The organism is Streptomyces sp. NPDC093544, from assembly GCF_040683495.1.
Classification (GTDB): Bacteria; Actinomycetota; Actinomycetes; order Streptomycetales; family Streptomycetaceae; genus Streptomyces.
Genome location: NZ_JBFBEA010000014.1, coordinates 153,096 through 170,044, shown reverse-complemented (window position 1 = coordinate 170,044; position 16,949 = coordinate 153,096). Strand labels below are relative to the sequence as shown.

Below are 16,949 nucleotides of genomic sequence, written 5' to 3'. Positions count from 1 at the left end.
GGGGCTCCCGTGTCACGCGCCCGCCGCGTACGCTGCACTCATCCGATGATCGAACCCGAGGAGCCGCGATGCGTGTCGCCCTGTTCCTGACCTGTGTCAACGACACGCTCTATCCCGACACGGGCCGCTCCGTGGTGAAACTGCTGACCAGGCTGGGCGTAGAGGTTGACTTCCCGATGGCGCAGACGTGCTGCGGGCAGGCGCACTACAACACCGGGTACCGGCACGAGGCCGAGCCGCTCGCCCGACATTTCTCCGATGTTTTCGGGGAGTACGAGGCGATCGTGACGCCTTCAGGGTCGTGCGGCGCGATGGTGCGTGAGCTGTATCCGCGGATGGGCGAGCGGGCGCGCGCCGAAGGCCGCGGGGACACTCTCGCGGCCACGCTCGCGCCGGTCGTGCCGAAGACGTACGAGCTCACCGAGTTCCTCGTCGACGTTCTCGGCGTGACCGACGTCGGCGCGTACTACCCGCACACGGTGACGTACCACCCCACCTGTCACGGGCTGCGCAGCCTCGGTCTCGGCGACCGTCCGTACCGGCTGCTCCAGGCGGTGAAGGGACTTGAGCTCCGCGAGCTGCCCGGCGCCGACGAGTGCTGTGGCTTCGGTGGCACCTTCGCCGTCAAGAACGCCGATGTCTCCGCGGCGATGGGCGCCGACAAGGTGCGCAACGCCGAGTCGACGGGCGCCGATGTGCTGTGCGCCGCCGACAACTCCTGCCTGATGCACATCGGCGGCACGATGTCCCGCCTCCACACGGGCATGCGGCCCCTGCACATCGCGGAGATCCTGGCGAGCACGGAAGAAGAGCCGAGCACGGTCCCGGGGACCTTCACGGAAGCGGAGTCGAAGGCATGAGCGGGACGTTCGTCGGTATGCCGGCCTTCCCCAAGGCCGCGCACGAAGCCGTGCACAACACGACGCTGCGGGGCAATCTGCGCCACGCCACCCACACGATCCGCACCAAGCGCGCCAAGGCGGTCGCGGAGCTGGCGGACTGGGCGGAGCTGCGCGAGGCGGGCAAACAGATCAAGGACCACACCCTCCGCCATCTCGACCAGTACCTCGTCCAGTTGGAGGAGTCGGTCACGGCGGCCGGCGGCACCGTGCACTGGGCCGCCGACGCCGACGAGGCCAACCGGATCGTCACGGACCTGGTGAAGGCGACCGGCGAGACCGAAGTCGTCAAGGTCAAGTCGATGGCCACGCAGGAGATCGCCCTCAACGAGGCGCTCGAAGCCGAGGGCATCCACGCCTACGAGACCGATCTCGCCGAACTCATCGTGCAGTTGGGCAAGGACCGCCCCTCGCACATCCTCGTGCCCGCCATCCACCGCAACCGCGGCGAGATCCGGGACATCTTCGTCCGCGAGATGAGCGAGTGGGGCCGCCCGGCCCCCGAGGGCCTGACCGACACGCCCGCCGAGCTCGCGGAGGCCGCCCGCGTCCATCTGCGCGAGAAGTTCCTGCGCGCCAAGGTCGGCGTCTCCGGCGCCAACTTCATGATCGCCGAGACCGGCACGCTGGTGGTCGTGGAGTCGGAGGGCAACGGCCGGATGTGCCTCACCCTCCCCGAGACGCTGATCTCGGTCGTCGGCATCGAGAAGATCCTCCCCACCTGGCAGGACCTGGAGGTCTTCCTCCAGACCCTCCCCCGCTCCTCGACCGCCGAGCGCATGAACCCGTACACGAGCACCTGGACCGGCACCACCGACGAGGACGGCCCCCAGACCTTCCACCTGGTCCTCCTCGACAACGGCCGCACCGACACGCTCGCCGACGAGGTCGGCCGCCAGGCCCTGCGCTGCATCCGCTGCTCGGCGTGTCTCAACGTCTGCCCGGTGTACGAGCGGGCCGGCGGCCACGCGTACGGCTCGGTCTACCCCGGCCCGATCGGCGCCATCCTCAGCCCTCAACTCCGGGGCACCGCGAGCGAGATCGACGCCTCCCTCCCGTACGCCTCCTCGCTGTGCGGCGCCTGCTACGAGGTCTGCCCGGTCGCCATCGACATCCCGGAAGTGCTCGTCCATCTGCGCGAGCGGATCGCCGAGGGCGGTCCGGCCACCAGCCAGGGCAACAAGGTCGTGCTCAAGCCCGCCAAGGGCCATGCCGCCGAGCGGGCGGCGATGCGCGCGGCCCGCTGGGCGTTCAGCCACCCCGGCGCCCTGCGCACCGGCCAGCGGCTCGCCTCCCGCACCCGCCGCTTCCATCCTCGGACCTTGCCGGGCCCCGGCAAGGCGTGGAGCGAGACCCGTGATCTGCCGGCGGTGCCCGCGGAGCCGTTCCGGGACTGGTGGCAGCGTACGAACGGTGGAAAGGACACGGCGAAGTGAGCAGCAGGGATCTGATCCTGGGCCGGGTGCGGCGCGCGATCGCGGACGTACAACAGGACGACACGCCGTACGAGCAGGCCGTTCAACGGGACTATCTGCGCGAGCACGGTGCCCGGCGTGTCGAGGAGACGGTGGATCTGCTCGCGGAGAATCTGGCCGACTATCGGGCCCTCGTGCACCGGACGGATGACGCCGGCCTGCCGTCGCTGCTCACCCGGCTGCTCACCGAACGGGGCTCACGGAGCGTTCTGGTGCCGCCGGGGCTGCCGTCCCACTGGCTGAAGGGCGTCGAACAGGTCGCCGATCGCGCGCAGAGCACTCCGCGAGAGCTGGACGGGGTCGACAGCGTGGTCACGGCGTGTGCGGTGGCGATCGCCGAGACCGGCACCATCGTGCTGGACGGCTCGCCCGACCAGGGCCGCCGCCGCATCACTCTGATCCCCGACCACCACATCTGTGTCGTACGCGTCCCCGACCAGGTCGTGGCCTCGGTTCCCCAAGCCATGGATCGCCTCGATCCGACCCGTCCGCTGACCTGGATCTCCGGTCCGTCCGCGACCAGTGACATCGAACTCGACCGGGTCGAGGGGGTGCACGGTCCGCGCACCCTTGAGGTGGTGCTGGTGAGCGGAGAGTGACCGGCGCGGTTAGCGTGAGGGAATGATCCGGTTCGAACAGGTCACCAAGCGGTATCCGGACGGCACGACCGCCGTGGACGGCCTCTCCTTCGAGGTCGCCGACGGCGAACTCGTGACGCTGGTCGGCCCGTCCGGCTGCGGCAAGACGACGACCCTGATGATGGTCAACCGCCTGATCGAGCCGACGTCCGGGCAGATCTTCGTGAACGGCGAGGACATCGCCACGGTCGACCCGGTACAGCTGCGCCGCCGCATCGGATACGTCATCCAGCAGGTCGGCCTCTTCCCGCACCGGACGATCCTCGACAACACCGCGACGGTGCCGTCGCTGGTCGGCTGGAAGAAGGCGAAGGCGCGGGCGCGCGCCGCCGAGTTGCTCGAACTGGTGGGCCTGGACCCGAAGACGTACGGAGCGCGCTATCCGGACCAGCTGTCGGGCGGTCAGCGCCAGCGGGTCGGCGTGGCGCGGGCGCTGGCCGCCGACCCGCCGGTGCTGCTCATGGACGAGCCGTTCGGGGCCGTGGACCCGGTGGTGCGCGAGCAGTTGCAGGACGAGTTCCTGCGGATGCAGCAGGCGGTTCGCAAGACGGTGGTGCTGGTCACGCACGACATCGAGGAGGCGGTGCGGCTCGGCGACCGGATCGCGGTGTACGGGCAGGGGCGCATCGAGCAGTTCGACACGCCGGGCGCTGTCCTTGGCATGCCCGCCACGCCGTACGTCGCCGAGTTCGTGGGCGCCGATCGCGGGCTGAAGCGGCTGTCGGTGACGGAGATCGAGCCGAGCGACCTCGAACAGCCGCCCATCGCCCGGCTCGACGAGCCCGCCGAGCAGGCGGCGGCCCGGATGCTGACGGAGGGCGCGCGCTGGGCGGTGGTCCTGGACTCCGAGGGTGATCTGCACGGCTGGGTCGGCGTCGACGAACTCGGGACGGGCGGCTCCGTCCGCGACCTCGTGCACCGGATGAACTCCTGGGTGGCGGTGGGCGCCCCGCTGAAGCAGGCCTTCGGCGTGATGCTCCAGCACGACGCGGGCTGGGTCGCCGTGGTGGACGGGGCACGCTTCCTCGGTGTGCTGACCCCGGCGAAGCTGCATGAGGCGCTGCGCCGGTCGGTGGACGCGGACGCGCTGGGCGTGTCGCGGGGTCAGGTGGAGTTCGATTCGGTGGCGGATGCCTGAGCCGTGGCCGGTGTGTGCCGCTCCGGGCGGTGCGAACGGTCGAGGAGTCCGAAGGCCCAGCGTTCGTTGAAGCCCGCCAGGAAGCCGACGGCACACCAGAACCCCCAGAAGGCGGTGCCCTGCCCTGCCGTGTTTCCCGAGCAGATCTCGACCGTGGTGGCCGGCATGTCGAACAGCTTGATGAAGCCGGCGCTGAGCAGGAAGTAGACGGCCAGCGCCAGGATCCAGCCGACGAAGACCCGGTAGACGCCCTCGTGGCGCATCCCTCGCGCCATCTGGCCGGGCGCGACGGTGCCCCGGTCACCGTTGGTCCTGCGCCGCGACAGTTCCCCGCCGGTGTTGCGCAGCCGCACAAGGACGCTGAGCACCGCGCCGAACGCGCCGACTCCCCCGCACACGAAGGCGCCCAGCAGACTCCAGCGGTCCGTGCAGCCCATCTCGATCCCCACCAGGTCGAGCAGACCCGCGCCTCCCACCAGCAGAGGAGTGATCAGCAGCACCATGCTGATGAGCGCACCCAGCGTGAGTCCCACGTTGATGCCGCGGCTGACGGCCAGTGCGCAGTCCTCGTCGATGCGCGCCCGCAGTCCTGAGATCTCCTTGTGGAGATAGTCGCCCACATAGCGGTTGGGCTCCTCGGAATTCAGCCGCGGATCGCGCAGGACATTGCTCAACACGCAGCCGATGGTTATGCGCATCGACTGTCTGGTCTGCGATTCGAAAGCCCGTTGTGATTCGCCGTGGAGCAGCTGCAACTGCACTTGATGTCTGGGGTAGATGGTCCCGAACCACTCGCAGGCCTTCTCGCGGCCGGGTTCGACGAGATTCGCCAGCCCGTCGGCCTTCGCGTCGGTGCGGGCCCCCAGGACCGCCTCACGTAATACCTGGCGCCAGGTCCGGCGCAATCCCCCGTTGTCCTGCATGGACCAGGTGTACCGATGTCCGCCCCCGCGGAAAACCCGGCCCGCCGCACCAGTCCGGTAACCGACGTCACGGTCCTGTCACTTCAGCAGGCCCTTCTCCTTCAGATAGGTCCGCGCCACGTCCTCGGGCAGTCGCCGCCAGCTGTCGACCTGTTCGTTCATGGATGCCAAGTCGGCGGTCGTGAGTACGTCGTTGAGCTTGCCGAGTGCCTTGGTGACGCCCTCGCCGCCGGCGCGGGAGCGGTTGACGACGGGGACGATGTAGTCGGCGTTCTGCAGGTGCCTGTCGTCGGTGAGCAGGACGAGCCCGAAGTCGCCCAGGGTCGCGTCCGTCGTGGTGGTCAGCACCATCTGGTCCTGGCCGTTCTGCACGGCCAGCTTGGCCTGTGTGGTGCCGACGCCCTTCGGGTCGACGGTGGTGATGTCGATGCCGTACGTCTTCTTCAACCCCGGTTCGCAGTACGGCCGTTGCACGCATTCGTCGCCCGCCGCGAGCCGTACCTTCAGGCCGGACTTCCCGAGGTCGCTGAGCGTCTTGAGGTGATGCTGAGCGGCGTACGCCTTGGTCACGGCGAAGGCGTTCTGGTCGACGGCCTTGCCCGCGTCGAGGACGGTGAGCCCGCGCGGCGTGGCCAGCTTGCGCAGGGCGGCCATGGTGACGTCGAGGTCCGGCGAGCCCACGGACGGTGCGTCGACGCCGTTGGTCTTGGTGTTCAACCAGTCGGCGAAGGTGGCCGCGTATTCGGGGACGACGTCGATCTGGCCCGATTCCAGGGCGGGTTCGTACAGTTCGCGGTTGGCGACGGTGAGCATCGACGTCTTGTAGCCGGCCTGGTTCAGGAGCAGCGCGTACATCTGGGCGAGCAGGTCGCTCTCGGTGAATCCGGCCGAGCCGATGGTCAGGTGTTTGCTGTCGCCGGGCGGAGCGGTGACCGCGCCCTGGTTCTCCAGGGAGGGGCCGGTGGTGCAGCCGCTCAGCAGGACGAGTGCCAGCAGTGCCAGGGTCAGGGGTGCCGGGCGGCATCCGCGAGGCGCGCGTGGTGGTCCCGACGGTCGCGCACGTCTCATCGCGTTCCCCTCGCCCAGCTGGGAGCCAGTCGTTCGATGACCTCGAAGATCCCCTCGACGATCAGCGCGAACACGGCGACCAGGACGGCACCGGCGACGACCTGGGGCGTACTCGCCAGGTTGAAGCCGGCGGTGATGATCCGGCCGAGCCCGCCGCCGCCCGCGAGCGCGGCGATGGTGGCGGTCGCGACGAGCTGTACGGCGGCGATCCGGACCCCGTTCATGACCATGGGGAGTGAAAGGGGGAGCTCCACGCGGAACAGCATCTGCCGCCCGGTCATCCCCATCCCGCGCGCGGCACGCACCACGCTGCGGTCGACCTCGCGCATTCCCACGTACGCGTTGGTGAGCAGGGGCGGTACGGCGAACAGGACTAGGGCGACGACGGTGGGGCCGTCGCCCCAGTTCCCCACCGGGGTGAGGAGCAGCAGCACCAGTACGGCGAAGGTGGGGACGGCACGGCCGACGTTGGAGATGTTGACGGCGAGCGCGCCGCCCTTGCCGAGGTGGCCGAGGACGAGGGCGATGGGCAGCGCGATGAGGCAGCTGATGACCAGGCAGACGACGGTCAGGACGAGGTGCTGACCGAGCCGGTGCCAGATGCCGTCGGCGCCCGACCAGTGCGCGGAGTCGGTGAGCCAGTGCCAGGCGTCCGTCAGTGTGTTCATCCGCGGGCCGCCCTTACCCAGGGGGTGATGAGCCACTGCACGCCGAGGAGCAGGAGGTCGGCGAGGACCGCGATGATGACGCACAGCACGGACGCGGTCAGGACCTGGGCCTTGAAGTAGGTGTTCATGCCCGCGTAGATGAGGTTGCCGAGCCCGCCGAAGCCGACGATCGCCCCGACCGTCACCAGCGACACGGCCGAGACCATGGCGATCCGCAGACCGGCCATGGCGGCGGGCAGGGCGAGTGGCAGTTCGACGGTGAGCAGGAGCCGGATCGGCCCGTAGCCCATGCCTCGCGCCGCCTGCCGGGTGTCCTCGGGGACCGCACGCAGGCCCGCGAGGATGTTCCGTACGAGCAGGGTCAGCGAGTAGAGGACGAGGCCCGCGACGACGAGCGCCGCCGAGAGTCCGTACACCGGCAGGAGCAGCGAGAACATCGCCAGTGACGGAATCGTGTAGAGGATCGTCGTCACGGCGAGGACAGGCGCCGCGGCCCAGCCCCAGCGGCGTGCGAGGACGGCCAGCGGTACGGCGACGACGACGGCGATGAGCACCGCGAGCGAGGTCAGCTGAAGGTGCTGGACCACGGCGTCGATGAGGATCTGGCGGCGGGTGCTCAGATACTCGCCGCAGATCCACTCGTTGCGCGCTAGGCAGTCGTCCGGGGGCGCGGTCACCTGTCCATTGCACCTGTCCAGCAAGGGGGTCGGCGCGTTGTGGTGACCCGTACGGGGTGTCGCTGAGTACACCCCGGTATACGGGTTCTGCGCCCAATGTGGTCCGACCCGGCTCTCCGTAGCGTCATTGGCGAGGCACAGGGCGTGCCGCACGGAGGGTGATGACGATGTTTCGCAGCACCGCGCGACGTACGAAGGACTCGGGACCCGCCCCGGAGGCTCTGCGGCTGGTCAAGGTCACCAAGACCTATGGAACCGAGGAGAATGCGGTGACCGCCCTTGACGGGGTGACGCTCACGCTGGCTCGGGGTACTTTCACCGCGGTCATGGGGCCCTCGGGGTCGGGCAAGTCCACGCTGTTGCAGTGCGCGGCCGGCCTCGACAGGCCCGACTCCGGCATCGTGATGGTCGACGGCGCGGAGATGACGGGCGGCAGTGAGGCCGAGCTGACGAGGTTCCGGCGCAGTCGGATCGGGTTCGTCTTCCAGCAGTACAACCTGCTGCCGACGCTGACCGTCGCCCAGAACACGGTGCTGCCGCTCAAGCTCGCCCGGCGGCGCGTCGACCGTGCGCGGGCCCAGGAGACCCTGACGGCCGTCGGCCTCGGCGACCGGCTCGGCCATCTGCCCGACCAGCTCTCCGGAGGCCAGCGGCAGCGCGTCGCGATCGCCCGCGCACTGGTCACCGAGCCCAGGGTGATCTTCGCGGACGAGCCGACCGGGGCGCTGGACACGCGCAGTGCGCGGGATGTGCTGCGGCTGCTTCAGGAGACGGTACGGGTGCACGGCAGGACCGTCGTCATGGTGACGCACGACCCGGTCGCCGCCTCGTACGCCGACTCCGTCGTGTTCCTCGCGGACGGACAGCTGGCGGGCGGGATGCACGCGCCGACGGCCGACGCCGTGGCCGAGCGTCTTGCGCACCTGGGTGACGACACCGCGGTGGGGGTGTGAGCCATGTTCGCTCTGGCCTTGCGTTCCATCCGGCAGCGCCCCGGGCGCTTCACCGCGACGCTGCTGTCCGCCTTCCTGGGCTCGGCGATCATCATGACCTTCAACGCGATGCACGACACGGCGGGGCAGCCGGGCGTCGACTCCGTGAGCGCGGAGTCACTGACCACGGCGGCGAGCGTCGTCGGCGGTTACGGCTCCCTGCTGGTGTTCTTCGCGGTCGCCTCGACGCTGACGGTCAATGTCCGTCAACGCGCCGATGAGATCGAGCTGTTGCGCTGCTCGGGGGCGACACCGGCGCAGATCAAGCGGATGGTCGTAGGTGAGTCGGTGGTGGTCGCGCTGGTGGGCGCGGTGCTGGCGATCGGTCCGGCGATGCTCGGCGGGACGGCCCTGCTGGACGTGTTCCACGACAGCGGCCAGGTCGCCCGGTCCGTGGACTACTCCTTCGGTCCCGTCGCGCTCATGTCGGGCATCTGGATCACGGTGCTCGCTTCGGCGGGCGCGGCGTTCCTCGCGGTACGGCGCGCGACGCAGCGGCGTCAACCCCGGGGTGGCGTACGGAAGTTCTTCGCTTACGCGGCACTGACTGTCGGCGGCATCGCGGTCCTGTCCACCTTCGGGTTCTCCTCGACGGGCGCCGCGCTGATGGCTCCTCCCGCGTACGGGGCGATCCTGCTGTCCGTCGGGTTCGCACTGCTCTCACCGCAGCTGCTGAAAGACCTGCTCGACCGGCTCGCGCCGACGAGCCCGAGCGGCTATCTGGCCGTACGGAACATGCGCCGCCGGGCCGCTGAGCTGTCCGGGGTCCTGATGCCGCTGATCCTCTTCACCGGCATGGCGACGGCGACGCTCTACATGCAGGCGGTCGAGAGCGACGCGATCAGGGCCTCGGGCGTCCCGAAGTCCATCGATGCGAAGAACCTCGAAACCCTCAACCTCGTGGTCGTCGGCATCATCGTGGTCTTCTCCTGCATCATGCTGATCAACTCCCTTTACGCGGCGACGACTTACCGCAGCCGGGAGTTCGGCCAGCAGCGGCTGGCCGGTGCGACGCCGGGCCAGGTCATGGGAATGATCGGCGTGGAGGGCCTGATCGTGACGGTCACCGGTGTCCTCCTCGGCACCGGGGCCGGCCTCGCCGGACTTCTCCCCTTCACCATGGTCCGCACGGACGCGGCCTGGCCGGACCAGGGCCTCGGTATCTGGCTCACCATCGTCGCGATCGCGGCGGCGGTCACGCTGGGAACCAGCCTGTTCACGGCCCGGCGTACCTTGCGGACGCCCGCGGTGGCGGCGGTGACGACAGCCGCGTGACCACGGCGTTCAGGGGCGGCCGGGCGTATTCGCCCGGCCGCCCTTCCGCGACAGGCCTAGGCAGCGTCGGTTCCTACCTGCTCGCGCAGCGTGGCGCAGCAACCGCTGATCAGCCTCGACACATGCATCTGCGAGATGCCGAGTTGCTCGGCGATGCCGCTCTGTGTCATCCCGCCGAAGAAGCGCAGGTAGAGGATGGTCCGGTCGCGTTCGGGGAGCGTGCGCAGCGCGGGTTTCACGGCCTCGCGGTCGATGACCAGGTCGAAGCCGGCGTCGGACTCGCCGAGGGTGTCGGCAAGGTCGTATCCGTCCTCGCTGCCCGGGAGTTCGGCGTCCAGCGAGAGGGCGGCGAAACAGTCGAGGGCCTCCAGGCCGGTGCGTACCTCGTCCTCGCTCAGGTGCGCGTACTCGGCGATCTCCATGATGGTGGGCTGTCGGCCGGGGATCGTCTGCGCCAGGATCTTGAGGGCGGCGCGCACCCGGTTGCGCAGATCCTGGACGCGGCGCGGCACGTGCAGGACCCACATGTGGTCGCGGAAGTGCCGTTTGATCTCGCCGTTGATGGTCGGCACGGCGTAGCTCTCGAAGGCGTTGCCCAGGGCGGGGTCGTAGCGGTCGACCGCCTTGACCAGTCCCAGGGCGGCGACCTGGTTCAGGTCCTCGACGTTCTCGCCCCTGCCCCGGTACCGGCTCGCGACGCGTCGCGCCATGGGCAGCCAGGATTCGACGAGTTCGTCGCGCAGTGCCTGTCGCTCGGGACCGTCGGACAGGCCGGAGAGCCGGGCGAAGGCCGCGGCGGTGTCGGGGGCGTCATCGTGCGGATGCTGCTTCGTGCCGACCGGGACAACAGGCATGGTGCTCACAACTCCCTCAGAGGGTGCTGAGTGGACAGTCACCATGGGAGGGCGCGCATACCGGCCGGAAGGGAAACACCCGCGGCCTTATGCCGACCCGCACCCACGGACGTGCCTCCTGTCCGAAGCACTGGATTTCCAATTCCCCGCGCAGGGCCACCAAAAACCCATTCACCAATTAGGTGACGCCCAGCGATCAATCGAATCTGGAACGTTAATTCCCTGAATTCGGAAATGGAGCGGCGCCTTGGTGGGCAATACGGGCGGCGAAATCGACGAGGTCGGCGACGACCCGCTCGGGCTGTTCCCAGTGGACGACGTGGCTCGCACCCTCGTAGACAAGGAGGCGAGAACCGAAGACGGCGTCCAGAATGACCTGCTGGTCGCTGCGCGGGAGGATATCGTCCTGGTCGCCCCAGATGACGAGGGTCGGCACCAGGATGCCGGCGAGGGTCGCGCGGAGATCGGATTCCAGCAGGCCGCGCAGGGTCTCCTGCCAGACGCGGGCCGGGACCTTCAGACTCTCGTCGATCATGGTCTCGATGAGCCCCCTGGCGACCCCGTCGGCCACCGTGCCGGCCATGAGGTCCTCGACGAACTGGCGGGGAACGGCGCCGGAGAAGCCGTCCACGGCCTCCCGCAGTCTCAGCGCCGCGGGCTTGTCGGCAAGGGTGGCGGGGACGCCGAGGAGGACGAGCCCCGAGATGCGGTCGGGGTGGCTGCCCGCGACGATCCGAGCCTGCACGCCACCGCTGGAGGATCCGACGAGAAGGGCGCGGTCGATACCGACGGCGTCGAGGAAGGCCACGAGGTCGGACGCGAAGTCCTCGGGCGTGTAGCCGTCGGGGGGACGGTCGGCGTCGCCGTGGCCACGCTGGGTGGGCGCGTAACCGTGCAGGGAGGCCGGGAGACGCCGCAGCAGGGGCTCGAAGGACCACCAGGAGTCGGAGAGTCCGTGCACGAAGACCACCGGTGTGCCATCGGGGTAACCGGCCTCGGCGTAGGGGAGCACGAGCCCGTCCCCCACCGGCGTGGACTTCACGGAGATCACGGTCACGGCGGTCTGCCTCCCTCCGCTCGGCCATCCTGGTCCGGGAGCCGGGCACGGGAAGCGAGCGGCGATCACTCCCGACACTACCGATCGGGGACACCGCCCGCCCTCCGACGACAGGACCTGCCGAGGTTCGGCACCGGACAGTCACAGGCGTGTACGCGGTCGTGCGGGACAACGGGACCGTCGCCGTCACGGCCCGGGGACAGCGACAAAGCCGGCGCCTCGCAGTCGTGGAGCGCCGGGCGGACCCCCAAGGCGGGCGGAGCCGCCGGCCCCCGGCTCACCCACCGCAATCTTGACCGTCACGCCCCTACTTAGACTAGCCTTACCTAAATTCATGGTGGCTGGTTCCGGAGGGTGGGCCGATGGGGGCAGGGGCGCCGCAAGGGCGGGATGTCCTGGCGAGGACCGTCCGGGGGCAGCGGCGGGGGGTAACCGTCGGGGCCCTGCTGGGGGCCTGTCACCAGCTCGGCGAAGCCCTGGTTCCGGTACTGATCGGCCTGGTGATCGACCAGGCCGTGGCCAAGGGCGACACCAACGCCCTGGTGCGCTGGCTTGCCGTGCTCGCCGTCGTGTACCTGGGGCTGTCCTTCAGCTTCCGCTTCGGGGCTCGCGCCGGAGAGCGCGCCGCCGAAATGGCGGCACATCAGCTGCGGGTCGAGCTGGTGCGGCGCGTACTCGATCCCCGGGGCGGAGCGGAGAACGGGCGGCTGCCGGGCGCGCTGGCGAACATCGCCACCGAGGACGCCAAGCGGGTCGGTGCGGTCAACATGGCCGTGATGCTCGGGATTTCGGCCTTCGTCGGGCTGGCGGTCAGCGCGGTGGCACTGCTGGTGGTCTCCGTGCCTCTTGGCCTGGTGGTCCTGCTGGGCACGCCCGTGCTGCTCTGGCTGGGGCATCTGCTCAGCAAGCCCCTGGAACGGCGCAGCGAGGCCGAGCAGGAGCGGGCCGCCCATGCCTCCGGCGTCGCGGCCGATCTCGTGGCCGGGCTACGGGTACTCAAAGGCATCGGCGCCCAGGCCACGGCCGTGGACCGCTACCGGCGCACCAGCCGCGACTCACTGGCCGCCACGCTGCGCGCCGCTCGCGCCGAGGCCTGGCAGAGCGGGGTCGTCCTCGCGCTGACCGGCGGCTTCATCGCCCTGGTGGCCCTCGTGGGCGGACGGCTGGCCGTGCAGGGTGACATCACGCTGGGTCAGCTGGTGTCGGCGGTCGGTCTTGCCCTGTTCCTGCTCGGGCCGCTGGAGGTCCTCGCCTGGGTGAACGCCGAGTTCGCACAGGGCCGGGCCTCGGCCGCGCGCATCGCCGAGGTGCTCGGTACCCCGCCCGACGTCACTTCCGGCGACCGGCGTCTTTCGGACCCGGTGCGTGGGGGCCTGCGGCTGCGCGGGGTCAGCCTGGGCGAGCTGCGCGAGGTCGACCTGACGGTGGCGCCCGGCGAACTCCTCGGGGTCGCCACCACCGACCCGGCCGCCGCCGAAGCCCTGTTGCGCTGCCTCGGCCGCACCGAGGACCCCGCTTCGGGGATCGTCGAACTCGACGGCGTACCCCTGCCGGACCTCGATCCGGCGGAGCTGCGGACGGCCGTACTGGTCGCCGCGCACGACGCCGCCCTCTTCGACGGCACGCTCGGAGAGAACATCGGCGCCATCGAAGGCGCCGAAACCGCGATGGCCGCCGCGTCCGCCGACGAGGTCGCCGACGCGTTGCCGCTCGGCATGGCCGCCGAGGTCGGTGAAGGCGGACGATCGCTGTCCGGCGGCCAACGCCAGCGCGTCGTCCTCGCCCGCGCCCTGAACGCCCGTCGGCCCGTGCTCGTCGTCCACGATCCGACCACCGCCGTGGACGCGGTCACCGAGGCCCGGATCGCGTCGGGCGTAAGGAAGTTCCGGCACGGCCGTACCACGGTGCTGGTCACCAACAGCCCGGCGCTGCTCGCCGTGACCGACCGGGTGGTACTCCTCGACGCCGGCCGTGTCACCGCCGACGGGCCGCACGCCGACCTCGTACGCGGTCACGCGACCTACCGGACGGCGGTACTGGCATGACCACGGGAGCCGACACCACCGCACCCGAAACAGCGGCCCGCGAGCTGCTGCCCACCGCCACGCCCGCCCGTACCCGGGCCGCCGTGGGTGAACTGCTGCGCCCGCACCGGGCGCTGGCCTGGGCGGGGTTCGGCGTCCTCGTGGTGGCCACCTCGGTGGGGCTGCTGACCCAGCCGCTCCTTGGCCACATCATCAACCTGGTCACGGACAAGAGCCCGGCCGGAGCGCTCACCCTGCCCGTGGTGCTGCTGGTGTGCGTCGCCGCGGCGCAGGGCATCGCGACCGCGCTCGGCATGTCGCTGGTCTCCCGGCTCGGCGAGACCGTACTGGCCGAGCTGCGCGAGCGGTTCGTGGAGCGCGCCCTGCTGCTGCCGCTGGACCGGCTGGAGAAGGCCGGCTCGGGCGACCTGACCGCCCGCGTCACCCGGGACGTCTCCCGGGTCGCCGACGCGGTGCGCTCCGCGCTGCCCGAACTGGCCCGTTCCGGACTGTCGATCGTGCTCACCCTCGGCGCTCTGGCCATCCTCGACTGGCGCTTTCTGCTCGCCGCGCTGCTCGCGGTGCCCGTACAGGCGCACACCGCCCACTGGTACGTGACCCATGCCACGCCCCTCTATGCGAAGGAGCGCGTGGCCACCGGTGTCCAGCAGCAGCAACTGCTCGACACCATCGGCGGGGCGGGCACGGTACGGGCCTACCGGCTGGAGACCGCGCACACCGAGCGGGTCACGGAGCGCTCCCGGGCGGCCGTCGACCTGACCCTGCGCGGGGTGCGGCTGGTGCTGCGGTTCTACAGCCGGCTCCATCTGGCCGAGTACACCGGTCTCGCCGCCGTCCTGGTGGTCGGCTTCCTGCTCGTACGTGACGGATCGACGTCGATCGGCACGGCGACGGCGGCCGCGCTGTACTTCCACAGCCTGTTCGGGCCGGTAAACACCGCGCTGGTGCTGCTCGACGACGCCCAGTCCGCGACCGCCGCCCTGGCCAGGCTGGTCGGTGTCGTGGACGAACCGGCGCCGGAAACCCGGGCCGAGGAGATGTCCCGGAGCGTCCCCACGGTCACCCTGACCGGCGTCGGCCACGCCTACCGGCCCGGCCGCCCCGTGCTGCACGACGTGGACCTCGTTCTCCGCCCGAAGGAGAAGGTCGCCCTCGTCGGCGCCAGCGGGGCGGGGAAGACCACCCTCGCCAAGCTCATCGTCGGCATCCACCGCCCGACCGGCGGCCGGATCGACATCGGCGGGGCGGAGCCCAGCGAGTCGGGCCGTACGGTCGCGCTGGTCACCCAGGAGGTGCACGTCTTCGCCGGCCCGCTCGCCGACGATCTGCGGCTTGCCCGGCCCGACGCCACCGACCAAGAGCTCCGTGAAGCCTTGGACCGGGTGGGCGCTCTCGGCTGGGTCGACGCCCTGCCCGAAGGCCTCGGCACCGTCGTGGGCGACGGCGGCCACCGCCTGACCTCCGACCGGGCACAGCAACTCGCCCTGGCCCGGCTGGTGCTGGCCGATCCCCCGGTCGCCGTACTCGACGAGGCCACCGCCGAAGCGGGCAGCTCCGGCGCCCAGTTGCTGGAGCAGGCCGCCGAGCGAGCCCTCGACGGCCGTACCGCGCTGGTCGTCGCGCACCGGCTCAGCCAGGCCGCCGCCGCCGACCGGGTGGTCGTGATGGAGAACGGCCGGGTCGCCGAGAGCGGCACCCACGACGAACTCCGCGCCGCCGGGGGGCCGTACGCCGCCCTGTGGCAGGCCTGGTCGGAGAACCGCAGCACCGAGCCCTGACCGGGGGCCCGTAGGAGAACCGCAGCACCAAGCCCTGTCCGGGGCCCCGCCCGAGCCCGGCACCGAAAGCCGAACAGATCCAGAACGAACGGAAGGATCCCGCAATGCCCCGCGCCCAGAGAGCCACCCGGCTCACCGGCCTGCTCGCATCCGTACTTTTGATCGTCGGCGCGGCAGCCGCCTGCGGCTCCTCCGATTCCGACACGGATCCCGGTTCGTCCGCCGCTGGGAAGGGCGCCACGAGTTCCGCCTTCCCCGTCACCGTCGCGCACAAGTACGGCTCCACGACCATCAAGTCCGAGCCCAAGCGCATCGTCACGGTCGGCCTGACCGACCAGGACGCCGTGCTGGCCCTCGGCAAGGTCCCCGTCGGGACGACCAAATGGCTCGGCGACTACAAGGGCGCCATCGGCCCCTGGGCACAGGACAAGCTGGGGACCGCCGCGGCCCCGACCGTGCTCACGGACACCGGCACCGGGCCCCAGGTGGAGAAGATCGCGGCCCTCAAGCCGGACCTCGTCCTCGCCGTCTACTCCGCGCTCACGAAGGAGCAGTACGAGACGCTGTCCAAGTTCGCCCCGGTCGTGGCCCAGCCCAAGGAGTACAACGACTACGGCGTTCCCTGGCAGCAGCAGACCGAGATCATAGGCAAGGCCCTCGGCAAGGCGGCCGAGGCGACGAAGCTGGTCGACGGCGTCGAGGCCGGCTTCGCCACCGCCAAGCAGGAGCACCCCGAGTTCGCCAAGGCCACTGCGGTCATGGCCACCCCGTACGAGGGCACCTTCGTCTACGGCAGCCAGGACACCCGCTCCCACCTGCTGACCGACCTCGGCTTCAGTCTTCCGGACGGACTGGACAAGCTGATCGGGGACACCTTCGGTGCCAACATCAGCAAGGAACGCACCGATCTGCTCGACCAGGACGTCGCCGTGTGGATCCTGACGGACACCACCTCGGCCGTCACCAAGTTGCACGCGGACAAGCTCTACGGCGACCTGAACGTCGTGAAGCAGGGCCGCGAGGTCTTCATCCCGGAGACCTCCGACTACGGCAACGCGGTGTCCCTGTCGACGTTGCTCAGCATTCCCTACGTTCTGGAGCGGCTGGTGCCCCAGCTCGCGGCGGCGGTGGACGGCAAGACCGCGACGAAGGTGGAGCAGCCGGCTTCCTGAGGCTCTCTGACACATGGCTGAAGGGGCGGCCCCGAAAGGCCGCCCCTTCAATCGTCCTCGGGCGCACGGCTCAGGCTGTCCGCTCCACCAGGCTCTTGGGGCGCATGTCGGTCCAGTTGGCCTCGATGTGGTCGAGGCATTCCTGACGGCCGGCGGGCCCGTGTGCGACCGTCCAGCCGGCCGGCACATCCACGAAGTCGGGCCACAGGCTGTACTGGCCCTCGTCGTTGACCAGGACCGAGTAGACGCCCTCGGGGTTCTCGAACGGGTTGGTGCTGCCGCTGCTCATG

General features: G+C 70.3%; 16 protein-coding genes. 9 read left to right on the top strand and 7 right to left on the bottom strand.

The annotated features are described in order from the left end of the window. Positions 1 to 68: 68 nt before the first annotated feature. The 4 genes from AB0N66_RS22510 to AB0N66_RS22495 are packed head-to-tail and all read left to right on the top strand — an operon-like array spanning position 69 to position 4,150. Complete coding sequence (locus tag AB0N66_RS22510) at positions 69 to 860, top strand: (Fe-S)-binding protein (RefSeq protein ID WP_365437893.1); 792 nt, start codon at positions 69 to 71, stop codon at positions 858 to 860. Continuing rightward, positions 857 to 2,335 (top strand): LutB/LldF family L-lactate oxidation iron-sulfur protein, encoded by a 1,479-nt coding sequence (locus tag AB0N66_RS22505; protein ID WP_365437890.1) that lies wholly within the window; start codon positions 857 to 859, stop codon positions 2,333 to 2,335. The genes AB0N66_RS22510 and AB0N66_RS22505 overlap by 4 nt, the downstream gene beginning before the upstream one ends. Next, a complete protein-coding gene (locus AB0N66_RS22500) occupies positions 2,332 to 2,973 on the top strand; it encodes a lactate utilization protein C (protein ID WP_365437887.1) in 642 nt (213 codons plus the stop codon). The genes AB0N66_RS22505 and AB0N66_RS22500 overlap by 4 nt, the downstream gene beginning before the upstream one ends. Positions 2,974 to 2,995: 22 nt before the next feature. Beyond that, on the top strand, positions 2,996 to 4,150 hold the full coding sequence (locus tag AB0N66_RS22495) for a betaine/proline/choline family ABC transporter ATP-binding protein (RefSeq protein WP_365437884.1): 1,155 nt from the start codon (positions 2,996 to 2,998) through the stop codon (positions 4,148 to 4,150). Here the strand turns inward: AB0N66_RS22495 and AB0N66_RS22490 are convergent. From AB0N66_RS22490 to AB0N66_RS22475, 4 genes are all read right to left on the bottom strand, one after another. After that, positions 4,117 to 5,073 (bottom strand): hypothetical protein, encoded by a 957-nt coding sequence (locus AB0N66_RS22490; protein WP_365437881.1) that lies wholly within the window; start codon positions 5,071 to 5,073, stop codon positions 4,117 to 4,119. The genes AB0N66_RS22495 and AB0N66_RS22490 overlap by 34 nt on opposite strands. A 78-nt stretch (positions 5,074 to 5,151) precedes the next feature. Beyond that, positions 5,152 to 6,141, bottom strand: a complete 990-nt coding sequence (locus AB0N66_RS22485) for an ABC transporter substrate-binding protein (protein ID WP_365437878.1) — start codon at positions 6,139 to 6,141, stop codon at positions 5,152 to 5,154. Next, positions 6,138 to 6,809, bottom strand: coding sequence for an ABC transporter permease (locus tag AB0N66_RS22480; RefSeq protein WP_365437875.1), 672 nt, complete (start codon positions 6,807 to 6,809; stop codon positions 6,138 to 6,140). Before AB0N66_RS22480 ends, AB0N66_RS22485 begins: the two co-directional genes overlap by 4 nt. Continuing rightward, positions 6,806 to 7,486, bottom strand: coding sequence for an ABC transporter permease (locus tag AB0N66_RS22475; protein ID WP_365437872.1), 681 nt, complete (start codon positions 7,484 to 7,486; stop codon positions 6,806 to 6,808). The genes AB0N66_RS22480 and AB0N66_RS22475 overlap by 4 nt, the downstream gene beginning before the upstream one ends. A gap of 161 nt (positions 7,487 to 7,647) precedes the next feature. Between AB0N66_RS22475 and AB0N66_RS22470 the strand changes: the two genes are divergently transcribed. Further along, entirely contained in the window at positions 7,648 to 8,439 is a 792-nt protein-coding gene (locus AB0N66_RS22470) for an ABC transporter ATP-binding protein (protein WP_365437869.1), read from the top strand. Positions 8,440 to 8,442: 3 nt separating this feature from the next. Further along, positions 8,443 to 9,753, top strand: a complete 1,311-nt coding sequence (locus AB0N66_RS22465; protein ID WP_365437866.1) for an ABC transporter permease — start codon at positions 8,443 to 8,445, stop codon at positions 9,751 to 9,753. A 56-nt stretch (positions 9,754 to 9,809) separates the two neighbouring features. Here the strand turns inward: AB0N66_RS22465 and AB0N66_RS22460 are convergent, their stop codons facing one another. After that, a complete protein-coding gene (locus tag AB0N66_RS22460; RefSeq protein WP_365437863.1) occupies positions 9,810 to 10,607 on the bottom strand; it encodes an RNA polymerase sigma factor SigF in 798 nt (265 codons plus the stop codon). Between the two features lie 214 nt (positions 10,608 to 10,821). After that, positions 10,822 to 11,664, bottom strand: a complete 843-nt coding sequence (locus AB0N66_RS22455) for an alpha/beta hydrolase (RefSeq protein WP_365437860.1) — start codon at positions 11,662 to 11,664, stop codon at positions 10,822 to 10,824. Between the two features lie 362 nt (positions 11,665 to 12,026). Here AB0N66_RS22455 and AB0N66_RS22450 point away from each other — a divergent pair, with 362 nt between their 5' ends. From AB0N66_RS22450 to AB0N66_RS22440, 3 genes are all read left to right on the top strand, one after another. Then, on the top strand, positions 12,027 to 13,709 hold the full coding sequence (locus tag AB0N66_RS22450) for an ABC transporter ATP-binding protein (RefSeq protein ID WP_365437857.1): 1,683 nt from the start codon (positions 12,027 to 12,029) through the stop codon (positions 13,707 to 13,709). Next, positions 13,706 to 15,487 carry an ABC transporter ATP-binding protein gene (locus AB0N66_RS22445; protein WP_365437854.1) on the top strand — a complete coding sequence of 594 codons (1,782 nt, stop codon included), beginning with the start codon at positions 13,706 to 13,708 and terminating at the stop codon, positions 15,485 to 15,487. Before AB0N66_RS22450 ends, AB0N66_RS22445 begins: the two co-directional genes overlap by 4 nt. Positions 15,488 to 15,591: 104 nt before the next feature. Continuing rightward, a complete protein-coding gene (locus AB0N66_RS22440; RefSeq protein ID WP_365437851.1) occupies positions 15,592 to 16,659 on the top strand; it encodes an iron-siderophore ABC transporter substrate-binding protein in 1,068 nt (355 codons plus the stop codon). A 70-nt stretch (positions 16,660 to 16,729) separates the two neighbouring features. Here the strand turns inward: AB0N66_RS22440 and AB0N66_RS22435 are convergent, their stop codons facing one another. Continuing rightward, entirely contained in the window at positions 16,730 to 16,948 is a 219-nt protein-coding gene (locus AB0N66_RS22435; protein WP_365437849.1) for an MbtH family protein, read from the bottom strand. Position 16,949 lies beyond the last annotated feature (1 nt).